This is a genomic window from Pseudoxanthomonas fibrivorans (assembly GCF_041464125.1).
Taxonomy (GTDB): Bacteria; Pseudomonadota; Gammaproteobacteria; order Xanthomonadales; family Xanthomonadaceae; genus Pseudoxanthomonas.
In genome coordinates this window covers 332019-353446 of sequence record NZ_JBGNUG010000002.1, presented here as the reverse complement: position 1 = coordinate 353446, position 21428 = coordinate 332019, and the positions used below count along the sequence as shown (strand labels likewise).

At 70.5% G+C, this 21428-nt stretch carries 17 protein-coding genes and 1 riboswitch; of the genes, 7 read left to right on the top strand and 10 right to left on the bottom strand.

Annotated features, from left to right (window positions below; translation table 11 throughout):
- The first annotated feature begins 79 nt into the window (after nucleotides 1-79).
- The 3 genes from ACA089_RS15065 (at nucleotide 80) to ACA089_RS15055 (ending at nucleotide 4133) form a co-directional block, all read left to right on the top strand.
- A complete protein-coding gene (locus ACA089_RS15065) occupies nucleotides 80-2107 on the top strand; it encodes a sodium-translocating pyrophosphatase (RefSeq protein ID WP_372018368.1) in 2028 nt (675 codons plus the stop codon).
- Between the two features lie 152 nt (nucleotides 2108-2259).
- Nucleotides 2260-2793, top strand: a complete 534-nt coding sequence (gene ppa, locus ACA089_RS15060) for an inorganic diphosphatase (protein ID WP_372018366.1) — start codon at nucleotides 2260-2262, stop codon at nucleotides 2791-2793.
- A gap of 233 nt (nucleotides 2794-3026) precedes the next feature.
- Entirely contained in the window at nucleotides 3027-4133 is a 1107-nt protein-coding gene (locus ACA089_RS15055; RefSeq protein ID WP_372018363.1) for an HDOD domain-containing protein, read from the top strand.
- Nucleotides 4134-4155: 22 nt separating this feature from the next.
- Here the strand turns inward: ACA089_RS15055 and ACA089_RS15050 are convergent, their stop codons facing one another.
- From ACA089_RS15050 to thiC, 5 genes are all read right to left on the bottom strand, one after another.
- Nucleotides 4156-5049, bottom strand: coding sequence for a sulfotransferase family protein (locus tag ACA089_RS15050; protein ID WP_372018361.1), 894 nt, complete (start codon nucleotides 5047-5049; stop codon nucleotides 4156-4158).
- Complete coding sequence (locus ACA089_RS15045; protein ID WP_372018359.1) at nucleotides 5046-6032, bottom strand: aspartyl/asparaginyl beta-hydroxylase domain-containing protein; 987 nt, start codon at nucleotides 6030-6032, stop codon at nucleotides 5046-5048. The genes ACA089_RS15050 and ACA089_RS15045 overlap by 4 nt, the downstream gene beginning before the upstream one ends.
- A 63-nt stretch (nucleotides 6033-6095) precedes the next feature.
- Nucleotides 6096-6779 (bottom strand): ion channel, encoded by a 684-nt coding sequence (locus tag ACA089_RS15040; protein WP_372018357.1) that lies wholly within the window; start codon nucleotides 6777-6779, stop codon nucleotides 6096-6098.
- 2 nt (nucleotides 6780-6781) lie between these two features.
- Nucleotides 6782-6946, bottom strand: a complete 165-nt coding sequence (locus tag ACA089_RS15035) for a hypothetical protein (protein WP_372018354.1) — start codon at nucleotides 6944-6946, stop codon at nucleotides 6782-6784.
- 84 nt (nucleotides 6947-7030) lie between these two features.
- Complete coding sequence (gene thiC, locus ACA089_RS15030) at nucleotides 7031-8908, bottom strand: phosphomethylpyrimidine synthase ThiC (RefSeq protein ID WP_372018352.1); 1878 nt, start codon at nucleotides 8906-8908, stop codon at nucleotides 7031-7033.
- 104 nt (nucleotides 8909-9012) lie between these two features.
- Nucleotides 9013-9113, bottom strand: a riboswitch (TPP riboswitch).
- A 96-nt stretch (nucleotides 9114-9209) separates the two neighbouring features.
- Between thiC and ACA089_RS15025 the strand changes: the two genes are divergently transcribed.
- Complete coding sequence (locus ACA089_RS15025; protein WP_372018349.1) at nucleotides 9210-10760, top strand: BCCT family transporter; 1551 nt, start codon at nucleotides 9210-9212, stop codon at nucleotides 10758-10760.
- A 12-nt stretch (nucleotides 10761-10772) separates the two neighbouring features.
- Here the strand turns inward: ACA089_RS15025 and ACA089_RS15020 are convergent, their stop codons facing one another.
- The 5 genes from ACA089_RS15020 to ilvD all read right to left on the bottom strand — a co-directional run bounded on the left by ACA089_RS15020 (nucleotide 10773) and on the right by ilvD (nucleotide 17887).
- The gene (locus tag ACA089_RS15020; protein ID WP_372018346.1) at nucleotides 10773-12182 is read right to left on the bottom strand and encodes a glycoside hydrolase 5 family protein; all 1410 of its coding nucleotides are present in this window, start codon (nucleotides 12180-12182) and stop codon (nucleotides 10773-10775) included.
- 123 nt (nucleotides 12183-12305) lie between these two features.
- Nucleotides 12306-14015 carry a gamma-glutamyltransferase gene (gene ggt / locus ACA089_RS15015; protein WP_372018344.1) on the bottom strand — a complete coding sequence of 570 codons (1710 nt, stop codon included), beginning with the start codon at nucleotides 14013-14015 and terminating at the stop codon, nucleotides 12306-12308.
- A 77-nt stretch (nucleotides 14016-14092) separates the two neighbouring features.
- Complete coding sequence (locus tag ACA089_RS15010) at nucleotides 14093-15130, bottom strand: hypothetical protein (RefSeq protein ID WP_372018341.1); 1038 nt, start codon at nucleotides 15128-15130, stop codon at nucleotides 14093-14095.
- A 67-nt stretch (nucleotides 15131-15197) separates the two neighbouring features.
- The gene (locus ACA089_RS15005; protein WP_372018338.1) at nucleotides 15198-16031 is read right to left on the bottom strand and encodes a phosphate/phosphite/phosphonate ABC transporter substrate-binding protein; all 834 of its coding nucleotides are present in this window, start codon (nucleotides 16029-16031) and stop codon (nucleotides 15198-15200) included.
- 14 nt (nucleotides 16032-16045) lie between these two features.
- Nucleotides 16046-17887 (bottom strand): dihydroxy-acid dehydratase, encoded by a 1842-nt coding sequence (gene ilvD / locus ACA089_RS15000; protein WP_372018335.1) that lies wholly within the window; start codon nucleotides 17885-17887, stop codon nucleotides 16046-16048.
- 463 nt (nucleotides 17888-18350) lie between these two features.
- On the opposite strand from ilvD, the gene ilvC reads away from it, so the two are divergent.
- Genes ilvC through ACA089_RS14985 form a run of 3 tightly spaced genes read left to right on the top strand, consistent with a single transcriptional unit; the run spans nucleotide 18351 to nucleotide 21362 of the window.
- Nucleotides 18351-19364: a ketol-acid reductoisomerase gene (gene ilvC, locus ACA089_RS14995; RefSeq protein ID WP_372018332.1), complete on the top strand. Its 1014-nt coding sequence runs from the start codon at nucleotides 18351-18353 to the stop codon at nucleotides 19362-19364.
- Nucleotides 19361-21103: an acetolactate synthase 2 catalytic subunit gene (ilvG, locus tag ACA089_RS14990; RefSeq protein ID WP_372018329.1), complete on the top strand. Its 1743-nt coding sequence runs from the start codon at nucleotides 19361-19363 to the stop codon at nucleotides 21101-21103. Before ilvC ends, ilvG begins: the two co-directional genes overlap by 4 nt.
- Nucleotides 21087-21362, top strand: coding sequence for an ACT domain-containing protein (locus ACA089_RS14985; protein ID WP_372018326.1), 276 nt, complete (start codon nucleotides 21087-21089; stop codon nucleotides 21360-21362). The genes ilvG and ACA089_RS14985 overlap by 17 nt, the downstream gene beginning before the upstream one ends.
- The last annotated feature ends 66 nt before the right edge of the window (nucleotides 21363-21428 follow it).

Sequence of the window (21428 nt, the reverse complement as noted above, 5' to 3'; positions counted from 1 at the left end):
CTCCAGTGCTTCAGGCCCCAACGGCGTGCCCTCCTGTTCACCCTCGCTGGGTGGCATCCATCAACCTTGGGAGGGGTTCATGCTGGAACAATACGGTTTGGCGTTGGCACTGCTCTGCGCCGTCCTCGCAATCCTCTACGGCATCGTGTCCGCGCGCTGGATCCTGGCGCAACCGGCGGGCAACGAACGCATGCAGCAGATCGCCGCTGCCATCCAGGAAGGCGCGCGCGCCTACCTCAACCGGCAATACCTGACGATCGCCATCGCCGGCGCCGTGCTGTTCGTGCTGGTCGGCGTGTTCCTCAGCTGGTACACCGCGATCGGCTTTGCGATCGGCGCGGTGCTCTCGGGCGCGGCCGGCTACATCGGCATGAACGTCTCGGTCCGCGCCAACGTGCGCACCGCCGAGGCGGCGCGGCGTGGCCTGGGCCCAGCGATGGACGTGGCCTTCCGCGGCGGCGCGATCACCGGGATGCTGGTGGTCGGGCTGGGCCTGCTGGGCGTGGCCGGCTACTACTGGCTGCTGCAGCGGCTCGGCCTGAGCCAGGCCGACAACCTGCACGCGCTGGTCGGCCTGGCCTTCGGTTCCTCGCTCATCTCGATCTTCGCCCGCCTGGGCGGCGGCATCTTCACCAAGGGCGCCGACGTGGGCGCCGACCTGGTCGGCAAGGTCGAGGCCGGCATCCCCGAGGACGACCCGCGCAACCCGGCGGTGATCGCCGACAACGTCGGCGACAACGTCGGCGACTGCGCCGGCATGGCCGCCGACCTGTTCGAGACCTACGCGGTCACGGTGATCGCGACCATGCTGCTGGGCGGGTTGATGATCGACGAGGTCGGCCGCAACGCGGTGCTCTATCCGCTGGTGCTGGGCGGCGTGTCGATCGTGGCCTCGATCATCGGCGCGTTCTTCGTCAAGGTCAGGCCGGGCGGCTCGATCATGGGCGCGCTGTACAAGGGCGTGATCGTGTCCGGCGTGCTGGCGGCGATCGCGTTCTGGCCGATCACCACCTCGCTGATGGCGGACAATTCGCACGGCGCGATCAACCTCTACATCTGCGCCCTGATCGGCCTGGTCCTGACCGGCCTGATCGTCTGGATCACCGAGTACTACACCGGCACCCAGTACGGACCGGTCAAGCACGTCGCACAGGCCTCGACCACCGGCCACGGCACCAACATCATCGCCGGCCTGGGCGTGTCGATGAAGTCGACCGCGCTGCCGGTGGTGGCGGTCTGCCTGGCGATCTGGTTCGCGCACCTGCATGGCGGCCTGTACGGCATCGCCATCGCCGCCACCGCCATGCTGTCGATGGCCGGCATGATCGTGGCGCTGGACGCGTACGGCCCGATCACCGACAACGCCGGCGGCATCGCCGAGATGTCCGAACTGCCTCCGGACGTGCGCAACGTCACCGACCCGCTCGACGCGGTCGGCAACACCACCAAGGCGGTGACCAAGGGCTATGCGATCGGTTCGGCCGCACTGGCCGCGCTGGTGCTGTTCGCCGACTACACCCACAACCTGCAGGCCAACAACCCGGGCCAGGTGTTCGCGTTCGACCTGTCCGACCACACCGTGATCATCGGCCTGCTGATCGGCGGCCTGATCCCGTACCTGTTCGGCGCGATGGCGATGGAAGCGGTCGGCCGCGCCGCCGGCGCGGTGGTGGAGGAAGTGCGCCGCCAGTTCCGCGACATCCCCGGGATCATGCAGGGCACGGCCAAGCCGCAGTACGACAAGGCCGTGGACATGCTGACCCGCTCGGCGATCCGGGAAATGATCGTGCCCTCGCTGCTGCCGGTGGCCGTGCCGATCGTGGTCGGGCTGCTGCTGGGACCGAAGGCGCTGGGCGGCCTGCTGATCGGCACGATCGTCACCGGCCTGTTCGTGGCGATCTCGATGACCACCGGCGGCGGTGCCTGGGACAACGCCAAGAAGTACATCGAGGACGGCCATTTCGGCGGCAAGGGCAGCGAGGCGCACAAGGCCGCGGTCACCGGCGACACCGTCGGCGACCCGTACAAGGACACCGCCGGCCCGGCGATCAACCCGCTGATCAAGATCATCAATATCGTGGCGCTGTTGCTGGTTCCGCTGCTGTAAGCCATTGATCCTGCTGGATCCGAAGCCCCGGCCTGGCCGGGGCTTCGTCGTTTCCGCGGCCGCGGGACCGGGGTCGCCGGCTTTGTGCGCCGCAGCAGCCGAAGGCGTAAAATGGCCGCCTTTTCCCACCCCGCATCACCACGGAGCAGCACATGGGCCTCGACCAGGTCAGCGCCGGGCGCAATCCGCCCGAGGAAATCAACGTCATCATCGAGATCCCCAAGGACTCCGAGCCGGTGAAGTACGAAGTGGACAAGGAAAGCGGCGCGATCTTCGTCGACCGCATCCTCTCCACCCCGATGCGCTACCCGTGCAACTACGGCTACGTGCCCGACACCCTGTGCGGCGACGGCGACCCGGCCGACGTGCTGGTGGTGCTGCCGCTGCCGCTGATCCCGGGTTCGGTGGTGCGCTGCCGTCCGGTCGGCGTGCTGAAGATGACCGACGAGGCCGGCAGCGACGAGAAGATCCTCGCCGTGCCGGTGGCCAAGATCTTCAACGGCTACGCCCATGTCGAGGACATCGGCCAGGTGTCGCCGCACTGGCTGGAGCGGATCGGCCACTTCTTCGAGCACTACAAGGACCTGGAGAAGGGCAAGTGGGTCAAGCTCGACGGCTGGGGCAACGCCGCCGAGGCCAAGCAGATCCTCGTCGATGCGATGAAGCGCGCGGCCGACAAGGCCTGACGCGGCACGACGGTCGCCGGCCACGCCGGCGACCGTGGTCCCGGCCCGGGACTGCACGGCCGGCGCCGCTGGCGCGCCGCCGGCAAGGCAAAGCGGAACTGGCGCACAGATCCGCACATCGGCCCCCGCCCGCCCCGGTGCGGCCCTCAACTTCCCCGACACTGGCCCGATAACGGCCTACGAGCGCCCGGCATCCGCCGGCGCGCGCCGTTTCGACCTGTCTGGAGGTGTCCGTGCGCATTCTGTTCGTCGGCGACGAGGCCGTGTTCCCGGCCTCGCTGGTGGAGCTGGTGTCCGAACTTGGCGCGGACTGGACCGTGGAAAGCTGCGCCGACGGCGGCACCGCCATGGCCCGCGTGTCCGCCTCGCCGCTGGACGTGGTGGTGGTCGGGCCGGGGCTGCCGGACATGCCGGCCGCCACCCTGCTCGGGCAGGTCCGCACCCTGCGCGCGGAAGCCTCGCGCGTGGCGGTGATCGACGGCGGGCAGACGCCGCCGACCCGGATCATCGGCATGGCCCACCGCTTCCTGCCCACGCCGCTGGCGCCGGAGCTGCTGCTGGAAGCCATCGGCAGCCTCGAGGAACTGCGCGACCTGCTGGGCAACCCGCTGCTGCGGGAACGCATCGGCCGGGTCGAACAGCTGCCGTCGCCGCCGCAGCTCTACCTGCGCCTGATGAACGCGCTGGAGACCGACGAGCACACCAGCGCCACCGACATCGCCCGCCTGGTGTCCGGCGATCCGGCGATCGCGGCCAAGGTTCTGCAGCTGTGCAACTCGGCCTACTTCTCCAACGGGCGCACCATCACCGACCTGCGCGCGGCGGTGACCCGCCTGGGCATCGCCACCCTGCGCGACCTGGTCCTGGCCAGCGAGGTGTTCTCGCTGCCGGGCGCCGCCGGGGTCGACCGCAGCGCCCTGCAGCAGCGCGCCCTCGTCGCTTCGCGGCTGGCCAAGCGCATGCTGCCCGAATCCAGCGCCGAACTCGGCGCCACCGCCGCGCTGCTGGCCGACATCGGCCTGCTGCTGCCCGGCGTGCGCGACGAGCGCCAGCCGCTGGTGGACGGCGACGACCGGCCGGGCCACGCCGAGGCCGGTGCCTACCTGCTCGGCCTCTGGGGCCTGCCGATGCCGATCATCGAGGCGGTCGCGTTCCACCGCGCGCCCTCGCGCTCGAGCACCCGCAGCTTCTGGGTCACCGGCGCGGTGCACGTGGCCATGGCCCTGGCCGCTGGCGAGGAGCCGGACGAGGCCTACCTGTCCAGGACCGGCGTGCTGTCGCGGCTGGGCGACTGGCGCGATTACGCCGAATCGCTCAGCGCCACGCCGATGGCGGCCTGAGGCCGGGAGGCCTGCCGCGCGGTCACGTTTCCGGTGGCCGCGCCTGGCCGGCGCCGCCCGCGGCCAGCACCTGGCGCGCACGCGCCACGGTCGGCTCCAGCCCCGGCAGCAGCGGCTCGATCAGGCCGGCGTGCTTCTTCCACTTGTCCGGATCCGGACGCGTCAGCGTGTAGCGCGACAGCGGCAGCCGGGGCCCCAGCTCGCGGTCCCAGTCCAGCTCCAGCGCGGCGCACACGCGCTTCACCTCCGCGCCGGGATCGGCGAGGAAGCGGGCGTGGTCGATCGCCGTCCAGCGGCCGGCCGGCAAGGCCCCGAGATCGTCGAGGATCCGCTCGAGCGTCACCTGCCACTGCGTGCGCACGATCTCCTGCAGCGGCCTGGACGCCAGTTCGCGCCATCCCGGCACCAGCAGCAGCGACCAGGCCGGCAACGTCGGCGGCCAGCCCGGCAGGCGCGGATAGGTGACGAAACGCCCCGAGCGCCATGCGTCGATCATGCTGGCCAGGGTCGACCGCGGATCGCGGTACAGGAAGATGAAACGCGCCTCCGGGAACACCTCGCTCAGGAAGCGGATGCGCAGCGCGTTCTTCGGGGTCTTCTCCAGCATGCGAACCGGCCCGGCCGGCGGCGCCAGGCCATCGCGGTCGCGCAACGCTGCGCGGAAGTGCCGGCGCAGCGCGTCGACGCGTCCGGGAGAGGCATCCTGGGCCTCGAGCACGTTCGAATCGAAGCCACGGTCCCGCGGCGCGAGCCCCGCCACCTGTTCGATCATCTGGTGGCTTTCCCCGCCGATCGTGAACACCCCCGGCGCCTGGGACAGGGTCTCGAACAGGAGCGTGGAGCCGGAACGCGGCGAGGAGAGGATGAAGACGGGGCGGTCGAAGGACGGATCGCGCACCGCATCGCCGCCGGTCATGCGTACGCGCCCGGCCGGCTCCGCTGCGCCGCGGCCGGCACCGCACCCGGCACCGACGCGCGGACCACCATGAGCATGATCGCGGGCATGAGCGGCAGCTCGTTGCGCAGCGTGGCCATGCCGACAAGCGGCTTCACCTGCTCGACGAACGCCTGCACGCGGCGGCGGTAGTGCGGCAGCGCGCCGGCCTCGTCGCCATGCGCCGCCCACAGGCCACGCCAGTCGAGGCAGAACTGGTGCGCCTGCGCGCGCGCGGCCGCCAGGCCGGGGAATGGCGCCGCTTCGTCCAGCAGGAACTCCAGGTGCCGGCGCAGCTCCCACGGGGTCATGACCGCCGGGACGTTGTAGCGTTCGTAGTCGATCGCCGGCGCCGCGCCCGGTACGAAGCCGAGCGGGCGTGGCGCCCATTGCGCCGGCTCGCGCGCCCCGGCGTCCACGCGCTGGCCCTGGTCGACGAGCTTCCAGAAGCCTTCACCGCCCACCGAGTCGCAGACCAGATGGATGCGCGAACGCTCGTCGGCGTTGAGCACGCGATGCTGGCGCCAGGTGTCGAAGATCCAGCATTCGCCCGCGGCCATGTTGACCACCGAGGTGTCGCATTCGAAGCGGACCGTGGGCTGGGTGACGATCGGCACGTGGATCCGCACGCGCTCGGCCCAGTAGTACCCCTGGTCGGCGTGGCGCTTGACCTCCGCGCCCCCGGACAGCCGCATCAGCCGCGTGCGCCCGACCGTCGCGCCGAACGAACCGATGACCTGCAGCAGGTAGGGGCAGCCCAGCAGCTCGGCGGTCGGCTGCATGCACCCGGCGAACTCCTCGTTCGCCGGATCGCCATCCACCGCCACCAGCGGCAGCATCGAGTTACCGGGGAACTTCTGCGGATGCTCGCGCCAGGCCGACTCGGCGACCGCGGCAACCTCGGCGGCGAGCCGGTCCGCATCGAAGCGGATGGGCAGCTGGATGAACGGGGCTTGGAGTTTCATGGGACCGGCCTGCACGACAGGACCGGGATGGTAGCCAATCGCCGGGAGCCAGTCCCGTGCCGGTCAGGAGGGATGCCGGTCCCGCCGGGTGACCGCGAGGCCGATCAGGCGCGACACCACCAGCGCGATGTACATGACCCCGGCGAACTGGGCCAGCATGGCCAGCGCGCGCGCCTGAGGCAGCACCGGCACCACGTCGCTCAGGCCCACGCCCGACAGCAGGCTGAAGCTCAGGTACAGCAGTTCCATCCAGGTGCGCTGCGGCAGGTCGGAGGCGGCGTCGAAGCTGCCCGGATTGACGATCTGGCAGACCGAGAACGCGAATGCGAACGCCCAGGCCAGCAGGGTGAAGGTCGCGCCGGCAGCGTACAGCTCGTCGCGGGTGACCTCGTGGTCCTCGAGCATGTACGCGGTGAGGCTGCCGGCCGTGTAGAAGTACAGCAGGCTCTCCAGCGCCTGCGACATCGCCGTCAGCGCCGGCTTGCCGAGGACGGCCGCGGCGATGGACAGCAGCACCGCCGGCATCGCCAGGCACCACGCCACCCAGCCCAGCGCCGGGCTGCGCTTGACCACCCAGACCGCCAGCAGCAGGACGACGATGCCGAAGGCGCCGAACAGCGCGCGGCCGGCGGCGGCCTGCTCCATGACCGGGTACAGCAGCACGCCGAGCAGCTGCACCGAAAGCAGCAGCGCCGACGGGTGCCGGCGCGCCCTCACGACCCATCGCAGCGGCGAGAACACGCGCACGGTCAGCCGAAGTGCTTGAACAGCGCGTAGTAGACGACGTAGATCCAGCCGAGGATGCCGTGCACGATCACCCAGAACAGCGACTTGTTCGCCGTCCAGGAGATGGTGATCGCCAGGGCGGTGCCGAAGCCGACGCCCACCTTGACCACGCTGCTGCCTGCGCTCATCGCCGCTCCCCGGTGTTTCGGACAGCGGGACGATAGCGCATCGCCGCCGTGGCGGGCAGGGGCCGCGGCGGCCCGCCGCCGGCCTCACCCCGGCCGGTAGACCTGCGCGCCCTGCTCCAGGAACTGCGCCGACTTCTCGGCCATGCCGGCCTCCAGCGCCGCCTGCTCGTCGACGCCGTGCTCGGCGGCGTAGTCGCGCACGTCCTGGGTGATCTTCATCGAGCAGAAATGCGGTCCGCACATCGAGCAGAAGTGCGCGAGCTTGTGCGCGTCCTTGGGCAGGGTCTCGTCGTGGAACTCCTTGGCCTTCTCCGGATCCAGGCCGAGGTGGAACTGGTCTTCCCAGCGGAACTCGAACCGGGCCTTGCTCAGCGCGTTGTCGCGCACCTGCGCGCCCGGATGGCCCTTGGCCAGGTCGGCCGCATGGGCGGCGATCCTGTAGGCCATGATCCCGTCGCGCACGTCCTGGCGGTTGGGCAGGCCCAGGTGCTCCTTGGGCGTGACGTAGCAGAGCATCGCGGTGCCGAACCAGCCGATCATCGCCGCGCCGATCGCCGAGGTGATGTGGTCGTAGCCCGGTGCGATATCGGTCGTCAGCGGGCCGAGCGTGTAGAACGGCGCCTCGCCGCACTCGCGCAGCTGCTTGTCCATGTTCTCCTTGATCAGCTGCATCGGCACGTGGCCGGGGCCTTCGATCATGGTCTGCACGTCGTGCTTCCAGGCGATCTTGGTCAGCTCGCCCAGCGTTTCCAGTTCGCCGAACTGGGCCGCGTCGTTGGCGTCTGCAATGCAGCCGGGGCGCAGGCCGTCGCCCAGCGAGAAGGCCACGTCGTAGGCCTTCATGATTTCGCAGATGTCCTCGAAGTGCGTGTAGAGGAAGTTCTCCTTGTGGTGCGCCAGGCACCACTTGGCCAGGATCGAGCCGCCGCGGGACACGATGCCGGTGACGCGCCTGGCGGTGAGCGGCACGTAGCGCAGCAGCACGCCGGCATGGATGGTGAAGTAGTCCACCCCCTGCTCGGCCTGCTCGACCAGGGTGTCGCGGAAGATCTCCCAGGTCAGCTCCTCGGCGCGGCCGTCGACCTTCTCCAGCGCTTGGTAGATCGGCACCGTGCCGATCGGCACCGGCGAGTTGCGGATGATCCACTCGCGCGTTTCGTGGATGTGCTTGCCGGTGGACAGGTCCATGACCGTGTCGCCGCCCCAGCGGATCGCCCAGACCAGCTTCTCCACTTCCTCGGCGATGCCCGAGGACACCGCCGAGTTGCCGATGTTGGCGTTGATCTTGGTCAGGAAGTTGCGGCCGATGATCATCGGCTCGCTTTCCGGGTGGTTGATGTTGTTGGGCAGGATCGCGCGGCCGCGCGCGATCTCGTCGCGCACGAACTCCGGGGTGATGATCTTCTGGATGCTCGCGCCGAAGCTCTCGCCCGGGTGCTGGGCCAGCAGGCCGGCGTCGCGGACCGCGTCCAGGCGCTGGTTCTCGCGGATCGCCACGTATTCCATCTCCGGGGTGACGATGCCGCGGCGCGCGTAGTGCATCTGGGTGACGTTGGCGCCGGCGATGGCCTTGCGCGGCAGCACCCGGCCGGGGAAGCGCACCGCGGCCAGCTTCGGATCGTGCTCGCGGCCACGGCCGAACTCGGAACTCAGCGCGGCCAGCAGCTCGGTGTCGCCGCGCTCGGCGATCCATTGCGCGCGCAGCGCCGGCAGCCCGGCGGCCAGGTCGATCGGCGCCTCCGGGTCGGTATACGGGCCGGACGTGTCGTAGACGGTGACCGGCGCGTTTTCCTCGCCGCCGAAGATGGTCGGCGTGCGGGTCAGCACGATCTCGCGCATCGGCACGCGGATATCGGCGCGCGAACCTTCGACATGGATCTTGCGCGAGCCCGGGATCGGGCGGGTCACGGATTCGGAAAGCTGCTCGGTCTGCTGGATCAGCGAGGCGGGGACTGCGTTCATGGCCTTCGTCCTATTCGTTCCCGCACGGCGATGCGGGGTCTGCGAGGGATTCGCACAACTGGGACGAAGCGGCGGCGCATGCCCCGGTCCGCGCGCTGGCGCAGGAACCGGGTCGCGAAGCTTCCCTACGGCGGTATCAACCGCGTCAGGTTCGAAGGGTCTGTCTCAACCACCGGGCTGGCCGGCGGTACCCCCGCTTCGGCGCCTATTGAACCACACGACCGCCCGCCGGTCGCGGTCCGTCACCGGCCGCCGGGGTGCCCGCTGCTAGAGTCCTCCCTCCCCCGCCACGGGCCGGCCCATGGTCTTCCGCGCCTCGTTCCTGCTGATCGCCCTGCTGGCCATCGCCGCCGGGATGGCCCCGGCGCGCTTCGACGACGCGGTCAGCTGGATCCTGGCGGGCATGGTCCACAGCACCGGCTGGCTGTACCTGCTGGTGGTGTTCGCCACCCTGGGCTTCATGCTGTACCTGGCCTTCGGCCGGCTCGGGGAGCTGCGCATCGGCGGCCCCGACGCCGAGCCCGCGTTCTCGGTGGCCAGCTGGCTGTCGATGCTGTTCGCCGCCGGCATGGGCATCGGCCTGGTGTTCTGGGGCGCGGCCGAGCCGCTGTCGCACTACTTCGCCCCGCCGGAAGGATTGCCGCCGGAGAGCTGGGCCTCGGCGCGCGCCGCGATGCGCTACGCGTTCTTCCACTGGGGCCTGCATCCGTGGGCGATCTACGCCCTGATCGGACTGGCGATGGCCTGGTTCCAGTACAACCGGCACGGCCGCGGCCAGCTCAGCGACCTGCTGCAGCCGGTGCTGGGCCGCTTCCACCGCGGCGCGGTCGGCCATGCCGTGGACATCGCCGCAGTGGTGGCCACCGCGATCGGCGTCGCGACCACGCTGGGCTTCGGCACGCTGCAGATCACCGCCGGGCTGTCCCGCGTGTTCGGCGTACAGGGCGGCGTGGCCGTGCAGCTGACGGTGATCGTGGTCGCCTTCGTCCTGTACATGGCCTCCACGCTCAGCGGCGTGGACCGCGGGATCAAGTGGCTGAGCAACTTCAACCTGGCCCTGGCCGCGCTGCTGCTGGCGATGGTGCTGGTGCTCGGGCCGACCGCCTACCTGTTCGACGTGTTCACCACCACCCTGGGCAGCTACCTGGACGAACTGGTCGGCATGAGCCTGCGCCTGTCGCCGTTCTCCGGCAGCCAGTGGGTCGCGGACTGGACGATCTTCTACTGGGCCTGGTGGATTTCCTGGGCGCCGTTCGTGGGCAGCTTCATCGCCCGGGTCTCCTACGGGCGCACGATCCGCCAGTTCGTCGCCGGCACGGTGCTGGCGCCGAGCCTGCTCGGGTTCTTCTGGTTCTCGGTGTTCGGTGGCACCGCCCTGTGGCAGCAGCGCTCCGGCATCGACCTGCAGCCGGCGCTGGAAGCCGGCTACCAGAACGTGCTGTTCGAGCTGCTGGCGCACCTGCCGCTGGGCACGGCGATGAGCGTCCTCGCGCTGGCCCTGCTGGTGATCTTCTTCGTCACCTCGGCCGACTCGGCGGTACTTGTGCTGGCGAGCATGTCCGGCACCGAAGCCGGCGATCCGCCGCCGTGGCGCAAGCTGGCCTGGGGGGTGGCGATCGCGGTGGTCGCCGCGGCATTGCTGCTGGCCGGCGGGCTCGATGCGCTGCAGGGCCTGGTGACCGTCTCGGCGCTGCCGTTCGCGCTGCTGATGGCGCTGGTGATCCTGGCCCTGCACCGGACCCTGTCCCACGCCCAGCAGGTGCGCCGACGCCGCGAACGGCGCATGCGCCATGCGCTGGAGCGCTGGCTGTACGGCCCGGAGGGCGGCCGCGGCGCGGCCCCGGAGGAATAGCCCGGCCGGCGGCTAGGGCACCGCGCGCACCGCCCGGGCGTGGCGGGACACGATCCCGAGGGTCGAGGCGTCGCTGTCGAACAGCGAGAACAGGCCCTGCGCCTCCTGCGGCGGATCGCCGGTGAACGGGTCGCCGGCCTTCCACATCCAGTCGGCGTTGGCGGTCCGGCCGCGACCACCCCAGGCCCAGAAGTTCGAGCCGGCGATCGCGTCGCCGGCCTTCATCCGTTCCAGCACGCGGTCGTAGATGGCCTGGTAGAAGCGGTCGCGCGCCTGCACGCCGGAGGCGGGATCGTACGCACCCTGGTCGCGGTTGAGCCCGAACTCGGACAGGACGATCGGCTTGCCCATCTTTCCGGCCACGTCGATGTGGCGGTCGATGTAATCCAATGAGGTCGCCAGGCCCGGCTCCAGGCGCGCGGCCGGATCCTTGTGGTCGATCCAGCTCCAGTTGGACGGCCACAGGTGGAAGGTCAGGTAGTCGACGTTGGGCGTGGCGTGCGCGCGGATGAACAGCTCCATGTCGCCGGCCGAGCCCTTTTCGCCTTCGCTGCCGGTGCTGACCAGCTGCCTGGGCGCCAGTCCGCGGATGAAGCCCGCGGTCTCGTCGATCCAGCGCACGTACGCATCGGCGTTGGCCCGGCCATCGGCATCGCTGCCCGGGCGCGGCTCGTTGGCCAGCTGCCAGGACATCACCGTCGGATCGTCGACGTAGGCCACGCCGGTAATGCTGTTGGTGCGGCCGACCACCGTGCGGATCGCGTCGCGGTACCAGGCCTGGGCCTCGGGGAGCGCGTAGAAGCGCGCCGAGTTCTGCATGAAGCCGTTCCAGTCGCCGGTCAGGTCAGGGTCGTGCTCCGAAACCGAACCACCGGTGGCCCAGGCCACGTACTGCGACATGCCGCCCGACCACTGCCAGAAGTTGTTGAGGTAGAGCACCGCCTTCATGTCGCGTGCGGCCATCTCCGCCAGCAGGTAGTCCAGGCCCACCAGCAGCTGCTCGTCGTACGTGCCCGGCTCGGCCATGATCGCCGGCCGCACCCCGCGCTTGAAGCCGCTGGCTTCCGACATCGCCAGCACGCGCAGGTTGTCGATCCCGGCGGCCTTGAGCTGGTCGAGCTCCGCACGCAGCCGCGCGCGGTCGCCCACGCCATCCGGCGCGCCGAGGTAGGCGCCGTACCAGAAGTTCGCGCCGGCGAAGCGGTACGGCTTGCCGTCGAGCACGAAGCGGGTGCCCTCGACCTGGACGAAGCCCGATCGCGTCGCCGGGGACGTGGCGTCCGCGGGCGCGTGGGCCGTCTCCGCAGGCACGGCCGCCGATCCGGGCTTTCCGGAACACGCCGCCAGCAGCGCGGACAGGGCCAGCGCACCGATCAGGGCGAGGCGGCCGGAGCCGCTCGATCGCAGGGCAGGCACGTGCATGGGTTCGATCCTTGTCCGTCAGCCGTGGTCACACACGGATGCGACGCACCTTACACGCGCTTCGGCGCCGGCAAAACGCATGTTGCCAGCGCATAACTCCTATTCCCGCAGCGCCATCCCCGCTCAGTAGCCCGCGGCCTGCCCGTCCTTGCGGCTCTCCGATGCGCCGAAGTACACGCCGGTCTCCGGGTCGCGCAGGATCGCCTGGTAGCCGCCGTAGGGGCCGTCGGCGAAGACGATGCGATGGCCCTTGCGCATCAGCGCGCGCACGGTCTCGTACGGGAATCCCGTTTCGAGGTTGACCTCGCCGCCGTCGCCCATCGCGGTGGCCTGCCCGGTCGGCTCGGTCGAGCCCTCGTGCTGGATGCGCGGTGCGTCGCCGGCTTCCTGCAGGTTCATGCCGAAGTCGACCAGGTTCATCACGATCTGCACGTGCCCCTGCGGCTGCATCGCCCCGCCCATCACGCCGAAGCTCACCCACGGCTTTCCGTCCCGGGTGATGAAGGCCGGGATGATGGTCTGGAAGGGGCGTTTGCCCGGCGCGTAGGCGTTCGGATGCCCTTCCTGGAGGACGAACATCTCGCCGCGGTCCTGCAGGATGAAGCCCAGCCCCGGCGGCGCCATTCCGCTGCCCATGCCGCGGTAGTTGGACTGGATCAGCGAGACCATCATGCCGTCCGAGTCGGCGGTGGTGAGATAGATGGTGTCGCCCTCTTCCAGCTGCTTCGGCGTGCCCGGCTGCACCTCGCGCAGGGCCTTGTCCATCGACACCAGCTGGCGGCGCTGCGCGGCGTACTCCTTCGACACCAGCCGGGCCACCGGCGCCGGCTGGAACGCCGGATCGGCGTAGAACCGGGCGCGATCGGCGAAGGCCAGCTTCTTGGCCTCCACGAACAGGTGCACGTGCTCGGGCGAGCCGAAGGCGATCTTCGAGAAGTCGTAGCCCTCGAGCACGTTGAGCATCTGCAGTGCGGCGATGCCCTGGCTGTTGGGCGGCAGCTCCCACACGTCGTAGCCGCGGTAGTTCGTGGACACCGGCTCGACCCACTCGCCCTGGTGGGCGGCCAGGTCCTCGTAGGAGAGGAAGCCGCCGTTGGCGCGGAAGTAGGCGTCGATGGTGCGGGCGATGTCGCCCTTGTAGAACGCGTCGCGGCCGCCTTCGGCGATCTTCTGCAGGGTGTCGGCCAGGTTCGGGTTCTTCCACAGCTCGCCCTTGCGCGGGGCGCGGCCGTCGATCGTGAACTGCTCGCTGAAGCCCGGGTACTGCGACAGGCGCGGCACCGAACGGTCCCAGTAGTACGCGATCACCTCGTGCACCGGGTGACCCTCGCGTGCGTAACGGATCGCCGGCGCCAGGGTGTCGGCCATCGGCAGCCGGCCGAAGCGGCCATGCAGCGCGAACCAGCCATCGACCGCCCCCGGCACCGAGACCGGCAGCGGGCCGGTCGGCGGGATGTCCTTCAGGCCGCGGCGCTGGAATTCGGCCAGGGTCAGCGACTTCGGCGAACGGCCCGAACCGTTGTAGCCGTAGAGCTTCTTCGTCTTCGGGTCCCACACGATCGCGAACAGGTCGCCGCCGATGCCATTGCCGGTCGGCTCCATCAGGCCGAGCGCGGCGTTGGCGGCGATCGCCGCATCGACGGCGCTGCCCCCCTGCTTCATCACGTCCAGCGCGACCTGGGTGGCCAGCGGGTGCGAGGTGGCGGCCATCGCGTGCGGCGCGATGACCTCCGAGCGGGTGGCGAACAGTTCGCCGGTGACGCGGTCGGCGGCGGAAGCGGCGGCGGGCAGCAGCAGCGCGGCGCACAGCAGGGAACGGCGGAGCACGGACATGGCGGAAGACAGGGACGGGATCGCCGAAAGATAGCCGATCCCCCGTGCCCGGCGCCCTGCCGGCGGTCGCGGTCCGGTCAACCCGCCGGGATGGTGACCAGCGGCGAGCGTGCGCCGTCGCCGGTGTCGGCGATCGACAGCATCACCTGGGTGATCAGGAACATCTGCTTGGAGGCCTCGTCGCGGCCGTCGATCCAGTACCAGCGTTCACGGAAGCGCACCGCCACGTGCGCGTCGGCCGGTGCGGCGGCACCGCTGTGGATACGGACCAGCGAGGGCCCCGGAGCCGGCGGCGCCCCGTCGACCTCCACGCCCTGCGCCAGTTCCATCAGGATCTCGAACATCGAGCGGGTGGCGATGGCCAGCTCGTCCGGGTCGTGCGCATAGGTGGAGAACACCACCCGCAGCTCGCCGACCCCACGCTGGATCGCGAGCCGGTCGGCGAGGAAGGCGATGTCCGCCTGCTCCTGCGCGCTCAGGGCCGGACGCACCCGCGCCAGCGCGGAGAAGGTTTCCTCCTTCTGCCGCACCCGCACCGCCAGGCCCTGGCTGCGCTGCAGCCGGCGCAGCGCGGCGACGACCTCCATGAAATCGTCGTCGGCCTTCTGCTCGAACAGCGGCGCGCGGCTGGTGTTGCCGACGCCGTTGATCGAACGCACCGCCAGCGGGAACAGCAGGTCCGAGGCCCAGCCGGCCTCCATCATCGCCAGCACCGCGGCCGGCGGCAGCGGCGCGAGCAGGTGCCGGGAAAAACGCTCGCCGGTCACCGGCGTGTAGGTCACCGTCGGCGTCTCGCGCAGGACCACCGCGCCGCCGATGGAGCCGCCGTCGTTGTCCACCGCCGGCGCGATCGCGGCATGCAGCTCGCCCGAACTCTCGCGCGTGTACTGGCTGATCACCGAACTGACGCCGAGGAACATCGGCGGGTCGCCATAGCGCAGCGCGACGATGTTGGTCAGCAGCTGCTCCTTCTCGCTCTGCCGGAGGCGCTCGGTGTAGTCGGTGCGGTCGATCCCGACCCGGGCCGGCCCCAGTCCCGTGCAGCCGGCCAGCAGCCCGGCCAGCAGTGCGGCCGCCAGCGCGGCCCGCCCATCCTTCGCATCGTGGTGCGCCATCGGCCGATCCCCGTCCCGGAGCCCGCGCCAGATTACGCCAACGGCGCACGCGGAGCGGTTCGCGGGGTCATTCGGCCGCGGGCAGCCCCAGGGGCGGCGGCAGCGTGAATGCCTCCGCATCGCCGAATTCGGGCCAGCCGGCGCGCAGAGCCGCCATGACCGCCGGATCCCGGCCATGCGCTTCCAGCAGCCAGCCGACGATGGCATCGCAGGGCACGCCATCCCTGCCGTGGCACAGCAGCGGCCCCGGCGGGATCGGCGCGGAGCGCCACAGCTCGCGCGTGCCATCGGCGCGGGCGGCGTCGTAGACGTCGGCGGCAAGCGCGGCCACGTCGGCGCGCCCTTCGAGCAACGCCTGCAGCGCCGCCGCGTGCGAACCCGCGTAGGCCAATCCGGCGAACCCGGAGCCGGGAGGCAGCCCCAGCGCCGTCAGCTCCGCGGCCGGCACGAACCCGCCGGAAGCCGAGTCCGGGCCCACGAGGACCAGCCGCAACCCGGCCGCGCGGCTTCGCAAGTCTGCACTCGACCCGATCTCCGCGCGCGCGACGATGACCGACCGGTAGCGGTCGGCCTGCGCGGGCGGCACGGCCGGCACCGGCAACGCCACGATGCCGTCCGTGCCCGGCCGGGCCTGCAGGTAACCGTGCAGGTTCGGAACCGCGACATCGACCTCGCCCCGGCGCAGGGCCTCGACCAGCGCCGTCGGCGACGGCAGCACGCGCACCTCCACCGCGCGGCCGCCACGCACGGCCAGGTAGTCGGCCAGCGGCCGGATCGCCGCCGCGCGGTCGCGCTGCGGGTAGGCGTAGGTGGCGACGACCCAGGCCGCGGGCCCGGGATCCGCCGCAGGCAGCGGCAGGGGGAACGCAAGCGCCGCCAGCACCAGCAGCCAACGCGGCACGGGCGCCAACGCGATCAGACGCCGTCGAGCAGCGCCTTGTCGCGCACCGCTCCCTTGTCGGCGCTGGTCGCCAGCAACGCGTAGGCCTTCAGCGCGGTAGTCACCTTGCGCGGACGCGGGTGCTCGGGCTTCCAGCCCCTGGCGTCCTGGGCGACGCGGCGTGCAGCCAGTTCCTGCCCGGACACCAGCAGGTCGATGGTGCGCGCGGGGATGTCGATGCGGATGCGGTCGCCATCGCGGACCAGGCCGATCGCGCCACCGGCCGCCGCTTCCGGCGAGGCATGGCCGATCGACAGGCCCGAAGTGCCGCCGGAGAAGCGCCCATCGGTGAGCAGTGCGCACTGCTTGCCCAGCCCCTTCGACTTCAGGTAGCTGGTCGGGTACAGCATCTCCTGCATGCCCGGCCCGCCCTTCGGCCCTTCGTAGCGGATCACCACCACGTCGCCGGCCTGCACCTCGTCGGCGAGGATGCCCTTCACCGCGGCGTCCTGGCTTTCGTAGACGCGCGCGCTGCCTTCGAACACGTGGATCGATTCGTCCACGCCGGCGGTCTTCACCACGCAGCCGTCGACGGCGATGTTGCCGTGGAGGACGGCCAGGCCGCCCTCCTTCGAGAACGCGTGCTCCATGTCGCGGATGCAGCCTTCGGCGCGGTCGACGTCCAGGCTCGGCCAGCGCGTGGCCTGGCTGAAGGCGACCTGGGTCGGGATACCCGCCGGGCCGGCCTTGAAGAACGTGTGCACCGCTTCGTCGTCGTTGGTGGCGACGTCCCACTTGGCGATCGCTTCGCCCAGCGTCTTTTCATGCACGGTCGACACCGAGATATCGAGCAGCCCGCCGCGCGCCAGTTCGGCCAGGATCGCCATGATCCCGCCGGCGCGGTGCACGTCCTCGATGTGGTACTTCTGCGTGTTCGGCGCGACCTTGCACAGCTGCGGCACGCGCTTGGACAGCCGGTCGATGTCGCGCATGCCGAAGGGAACCTCGGCCTCCTGCGCCGCCGCCAGCAGGTGCAGGATGGTGTTGGTCGAGCCGCCCATCGCGATGTCCAGGGTCATCGCGTTCTCGAACGCGGCGAAGGTCGCGATGCCGCGCGGCAGCGCGCTGGCGTCCTCGGCCCCGTACCAGCGGTGGCACAGCTCGACCGCGGTCACGCCGGCGCGCCTGAACAGCGCTTCGCGGTCGGCGTGGGTGGCCAGCACGGTGCCGTTGCCCGGCAGCGACAGGCCCAGCGCCTCGGTCAGGCAGTTCATCGAGTTGGCGGTGAACATGCCCGAGCACGAACCGCAGGTCGGGCACGCACTGCGTTCCACCGCGGCGACCTGCTCGTCGCTGGCGCTGGGGTCGGCGGCCATCACCATCGCGTCGATCAGGTCCAGCTTGTGGTCGGCCAGGCGGGTCTTGCCCGCCTCCATCGGCCCGCCGGAAACGAACACGGTGGGGATGTTGAGCCGCAGCGCGGCCATCAGCATGCCGGGGGTGATCTTGTCGCAGTTGGAGATGCACACCAGCGCGTCGGCGCAATGGGCATTGACCATGTACTCGACCGCGTCGGCGATCAGCTCGCGGCTGGGCAGCGAGTAGAGCATGCCGTCGTGGCCCATCGCGATGCCGTCGTCGACGGCGATCGTGTTGAACTCCTTGGCCACGCCGCCGACCCGCTCGACCTCGCGCGCCACCAGCTGGCCGAGGTCCTTGAGGTGGACGTGGCCGGGCACGAACTGGGTGAACGAGTTGGCGATGGCGACGATCGGCTTGTGGAAGTCGTCGTCCTTCATGCCGGTGGCGCGCCACAGCGCGCGCGCGCCGGCCATGTTGCGGCCGTGGGTGGAGGTCCTGGAGCGGTAGTCGGGCATGGGAACGCGGGCGGAAGCGGCGGGCGGGGGAGCGCGGGGGAGCGCGGGCGTGCACGGGCCGGGGCGAAGCGGGCACGGATCGTGCGTCGATTGTGCGATGACTTCACGGTTGCAGCTGCAACAGTAGCGCACGCGCCCGGATCGCTTGACAAGCCGCAAACAGGCGTGCTTTCCTCCGATCCATGCTGCGTCGCCACACGCCCTCGACCTTCGACCGCAACGCGCCCGCCGGCGCGGCGTCGCTTGTCGTCCTCGTCCTTATTACCTCGCCAACAGGTGCGGGACGAACCGGCGCGTAAGCAGAAACAGGACGCCAGATTCGCAAACCCCGCACCGAAAGGCGCGGGGTTTTTTGTTGGCCGCGACGGCGCCCGGAAATTATCAGCAGAAACAAATCGTTTACGGCACATTCCACCCCCTTCGCTTCGCACCACCCCTTCAACGCAACCGCACAGGACACGCCATGACCAGCAGCACCTCTCCCAAGATCGCGATCGTCGGCTACGGCAGCCAGGGACGCGCGCATGCGCTGAACCTGCGCGATTCCGGCTTCGACGTGACCATCGGCCTGCGTCCGGGCGGTCCGACCGAGGCCAAGGCGCAAGCGGACGGATTCGTGGTCAAGGCGCCGGCCGAGGCGGTCAAGGACGCCGACCTGGTCGCGATCCTGACCCCGGACATGGTCCAGAAGAAGGTCTACGAGGACGCCGTCGGCCCGAACATGAAGCCCGGCGCCTGCCTGCTGTTCGCCCACGGCCTGAACGTGCACTTCGACATGATCAAGCCGCGCGCCGACCTGGACGTGGTGCTGGTCGCGCCGAAGGGCCCCGGCGCGCTGGTCCGCCGCGAGTACGAGATCGGCCGCGGCGTACCGTGCATCTATGCGGTCTACCAGGACAAGTCCGGCAAGGCCGAGCAACTGGCGCTGGAGTACGCCGGCGGCCTGGGCGGCGCCCGCGCCAACATCATCAAGACCACCTTCAAGGAAGAGACCGAGACCGACCTGTTCGGCGAGCAGGCCGTGCTGTGCGGCGGCGCCTCCTCGCTGGTCCAGGCCGGCTTCGAGACGCTGGTCGAGGCGGGCTACCAGCCGGAGATCGCCTACTACGAGGTCCTGCACGAGCTGAAGCTGATCGTCGACCTGTTCTACGAAGGCGGCATCACCCGGATGCTGGAGTTCATCTCCGAGACCGCGCAGTACGGCGACTTCGTCAGCGGCCCGCGGGTGATCGACGCCTCGGTCAAGGCGCGCATGAAGGACGTGCTGACCGACATCCAGAACGGCACCTTCACCCGCAACTGGCAGGCCGAGTACGACGCGGGCCTGCCGAACTACCGCAAGTTCCAGCAGGCCGACAAGGACCACCCGATCGAGAAGGTCGGCAAGGAACTGCGCGCCAAGATGGTCTGGCTGCAGGCCAACGCCGCCCAGCCGGATACCGACGACGCGACCACGAAGAGGACCGCAGCCGCATGAACGCCGACACCCCGACAGCGGCGGCCGGGCTGCGCAATGGCGCGGCCTGGGTCGCGCACGCGCTGGAAGCCGAAGGGGTGGACACGATCTTCGGCTACCCGGGCGGCGCGATCATGCCGTTCTACGACGCGCTGGTGGATTCCGGCCTGCGCCACATCCTGGTCCGCCACGAGCAGGGCGCGGCACTGGCCGCCAACGGTTACGCCCGCGCCAGCGGCAAGGTCGGCGTCTGCGTGGCCACCTCCGGCCCGGGGGCGTCCAACCTGGTGACCGGCATCGCCGACGGGCTGCTGGATTCGGTGCCGATGGTCTGCATCACCGGCCAGGTCGCCACGCCGCTGCTGGGCACCGACGCGTTCCAGGAACTGGACGTGTTCGGCATGACCATGCCGATCGTCAAGCACAGCTTCCTGGTGCGGAAGGTCGATGACCTGCCGCAGGTGCTGGCCGAGGCCTTCCGCCTGGCCCGCGAGGGCCGGCCGGGGCCGGTGCTGATCGACCTGCCCAAGGACGTGCAGGTCGGCAGCGCGAAACACCTGCCTGCGCACGTGCCGGCCGAGGTCGCGCCCGAACCGGCGCCGGCCGACGCCGCGCTGGCCGAGGCGATCGCCGCGATCGCCGCCGCCGAGAAGCCGGTGATCTACGGCGGCGGCGGCATCGGCATCGCCGACGCGGTGGACGAGTTCCGCCGGTTCGTCGACGCCACCCGCATCCCGACCGTGCTGACCCTGCGCGGCCTGGGGGCCCTGCCGGGCAACCATCCGCAGTTCCTCGGCATGCTGGGCATGCATGGCACCCGGGCGGCGAACATCGCCGTGCAGGAATCGGACCTGCTGGTCGTGGTCGGCGCGCGCTTCGACGACCGCGCCACCGGCAAGCTGGCCGAGTTCGCGCCGTTCGCGCGCGTGATCCACCTGGACGCCGACGCCTACGAGATCTCCAAGCTGCGCACCGCCGACATCGCCCTGCCCGGTGACGTCGCATCCGGCCTGCGCGCGTTGACCGGCATGCGCACCTGGGCCGCCAGCAATGCGCAGGATGACTGGCGCCGGCGCTGCGCCAAGAACCGGGAGAAGCACGCCGCGCGCTACGACGCCCCGGGCCAGGACATCTACGCGCCGGCGCTGCTCAAGCGCCTGAGCGAGCTGTCGCCGGACGCGGTGATCGCCTGCGACGTCGGCCAGCACCAGATGTGGGTGGCCCAGCATTGCCGCTTCAGCCATCCGCGCAACCACCTGACGTCCGGCGCGCTGGGCACGATGGGCTTCGGCCTGCCGGCGGCGCTGGGTGCGCAGTTCGCCTGCCCCGGGCGGCCGGTCGTGCTGGTCTCCGGCGATGGCAGCTTCATGATGAACGTGCAGGAGCTGGTCACCGTGGCCCGCTGCAAGCTGCCGGTGAAGATGATCCTGCTGGACAACAGTTCGCTGGGCATGGTCCGCCAGTGGCAGGAGCTGTTCTTCGACAAGCGCTACAGCGAGATCGACCTGTCCGACAACCCGGACTTCGCCGCGCTGGCGCGGGTGTGCGGCATTCCCGCCACCCGGATCGACAAGCGTGCCGACGTCGAGGACGCCCTGGCCGAACTGCTGGCCTCGCCGGGGCCGGGCCTGCTGCACGTGGCGATCGACGCCCGCGCCAACGTCTGGCCGCTGGTGCCGCCGAACACGGCCAACAGCACGATGCTGGAGTCCAACCCCAACGAGCAGAAGGCGGAGTCCGCGCATGCGTTACCGGCTTGACCTGGTGCTGAAGCCCGTGGAGGGCGCGCTGGTCCGGGTGATCGGGATGACCGAGCGCCGCGGTTTCGCGCCACGCTCCATCGCCGGCGGCCCCGACGGCGCCGACGGGCGCTGGCGCCTGCAGCTGGTGGTCGACGGCGGCCGCCCGGCCGAGACGCTCAAGCGCCAGCTGCAGAAGGTCTACGACTGCGAGTCGGTGGAGATCAGCCCCGTGGACGCCGGCCCCCTCGACGCGACCGTGCAGGGGGCCGTGCAGTGAACACACGCGCCGCCACTTCCGCCATCGCCACGGCCTCCCCCGCGGGGGCCGTGGTGCGGAGGTGCC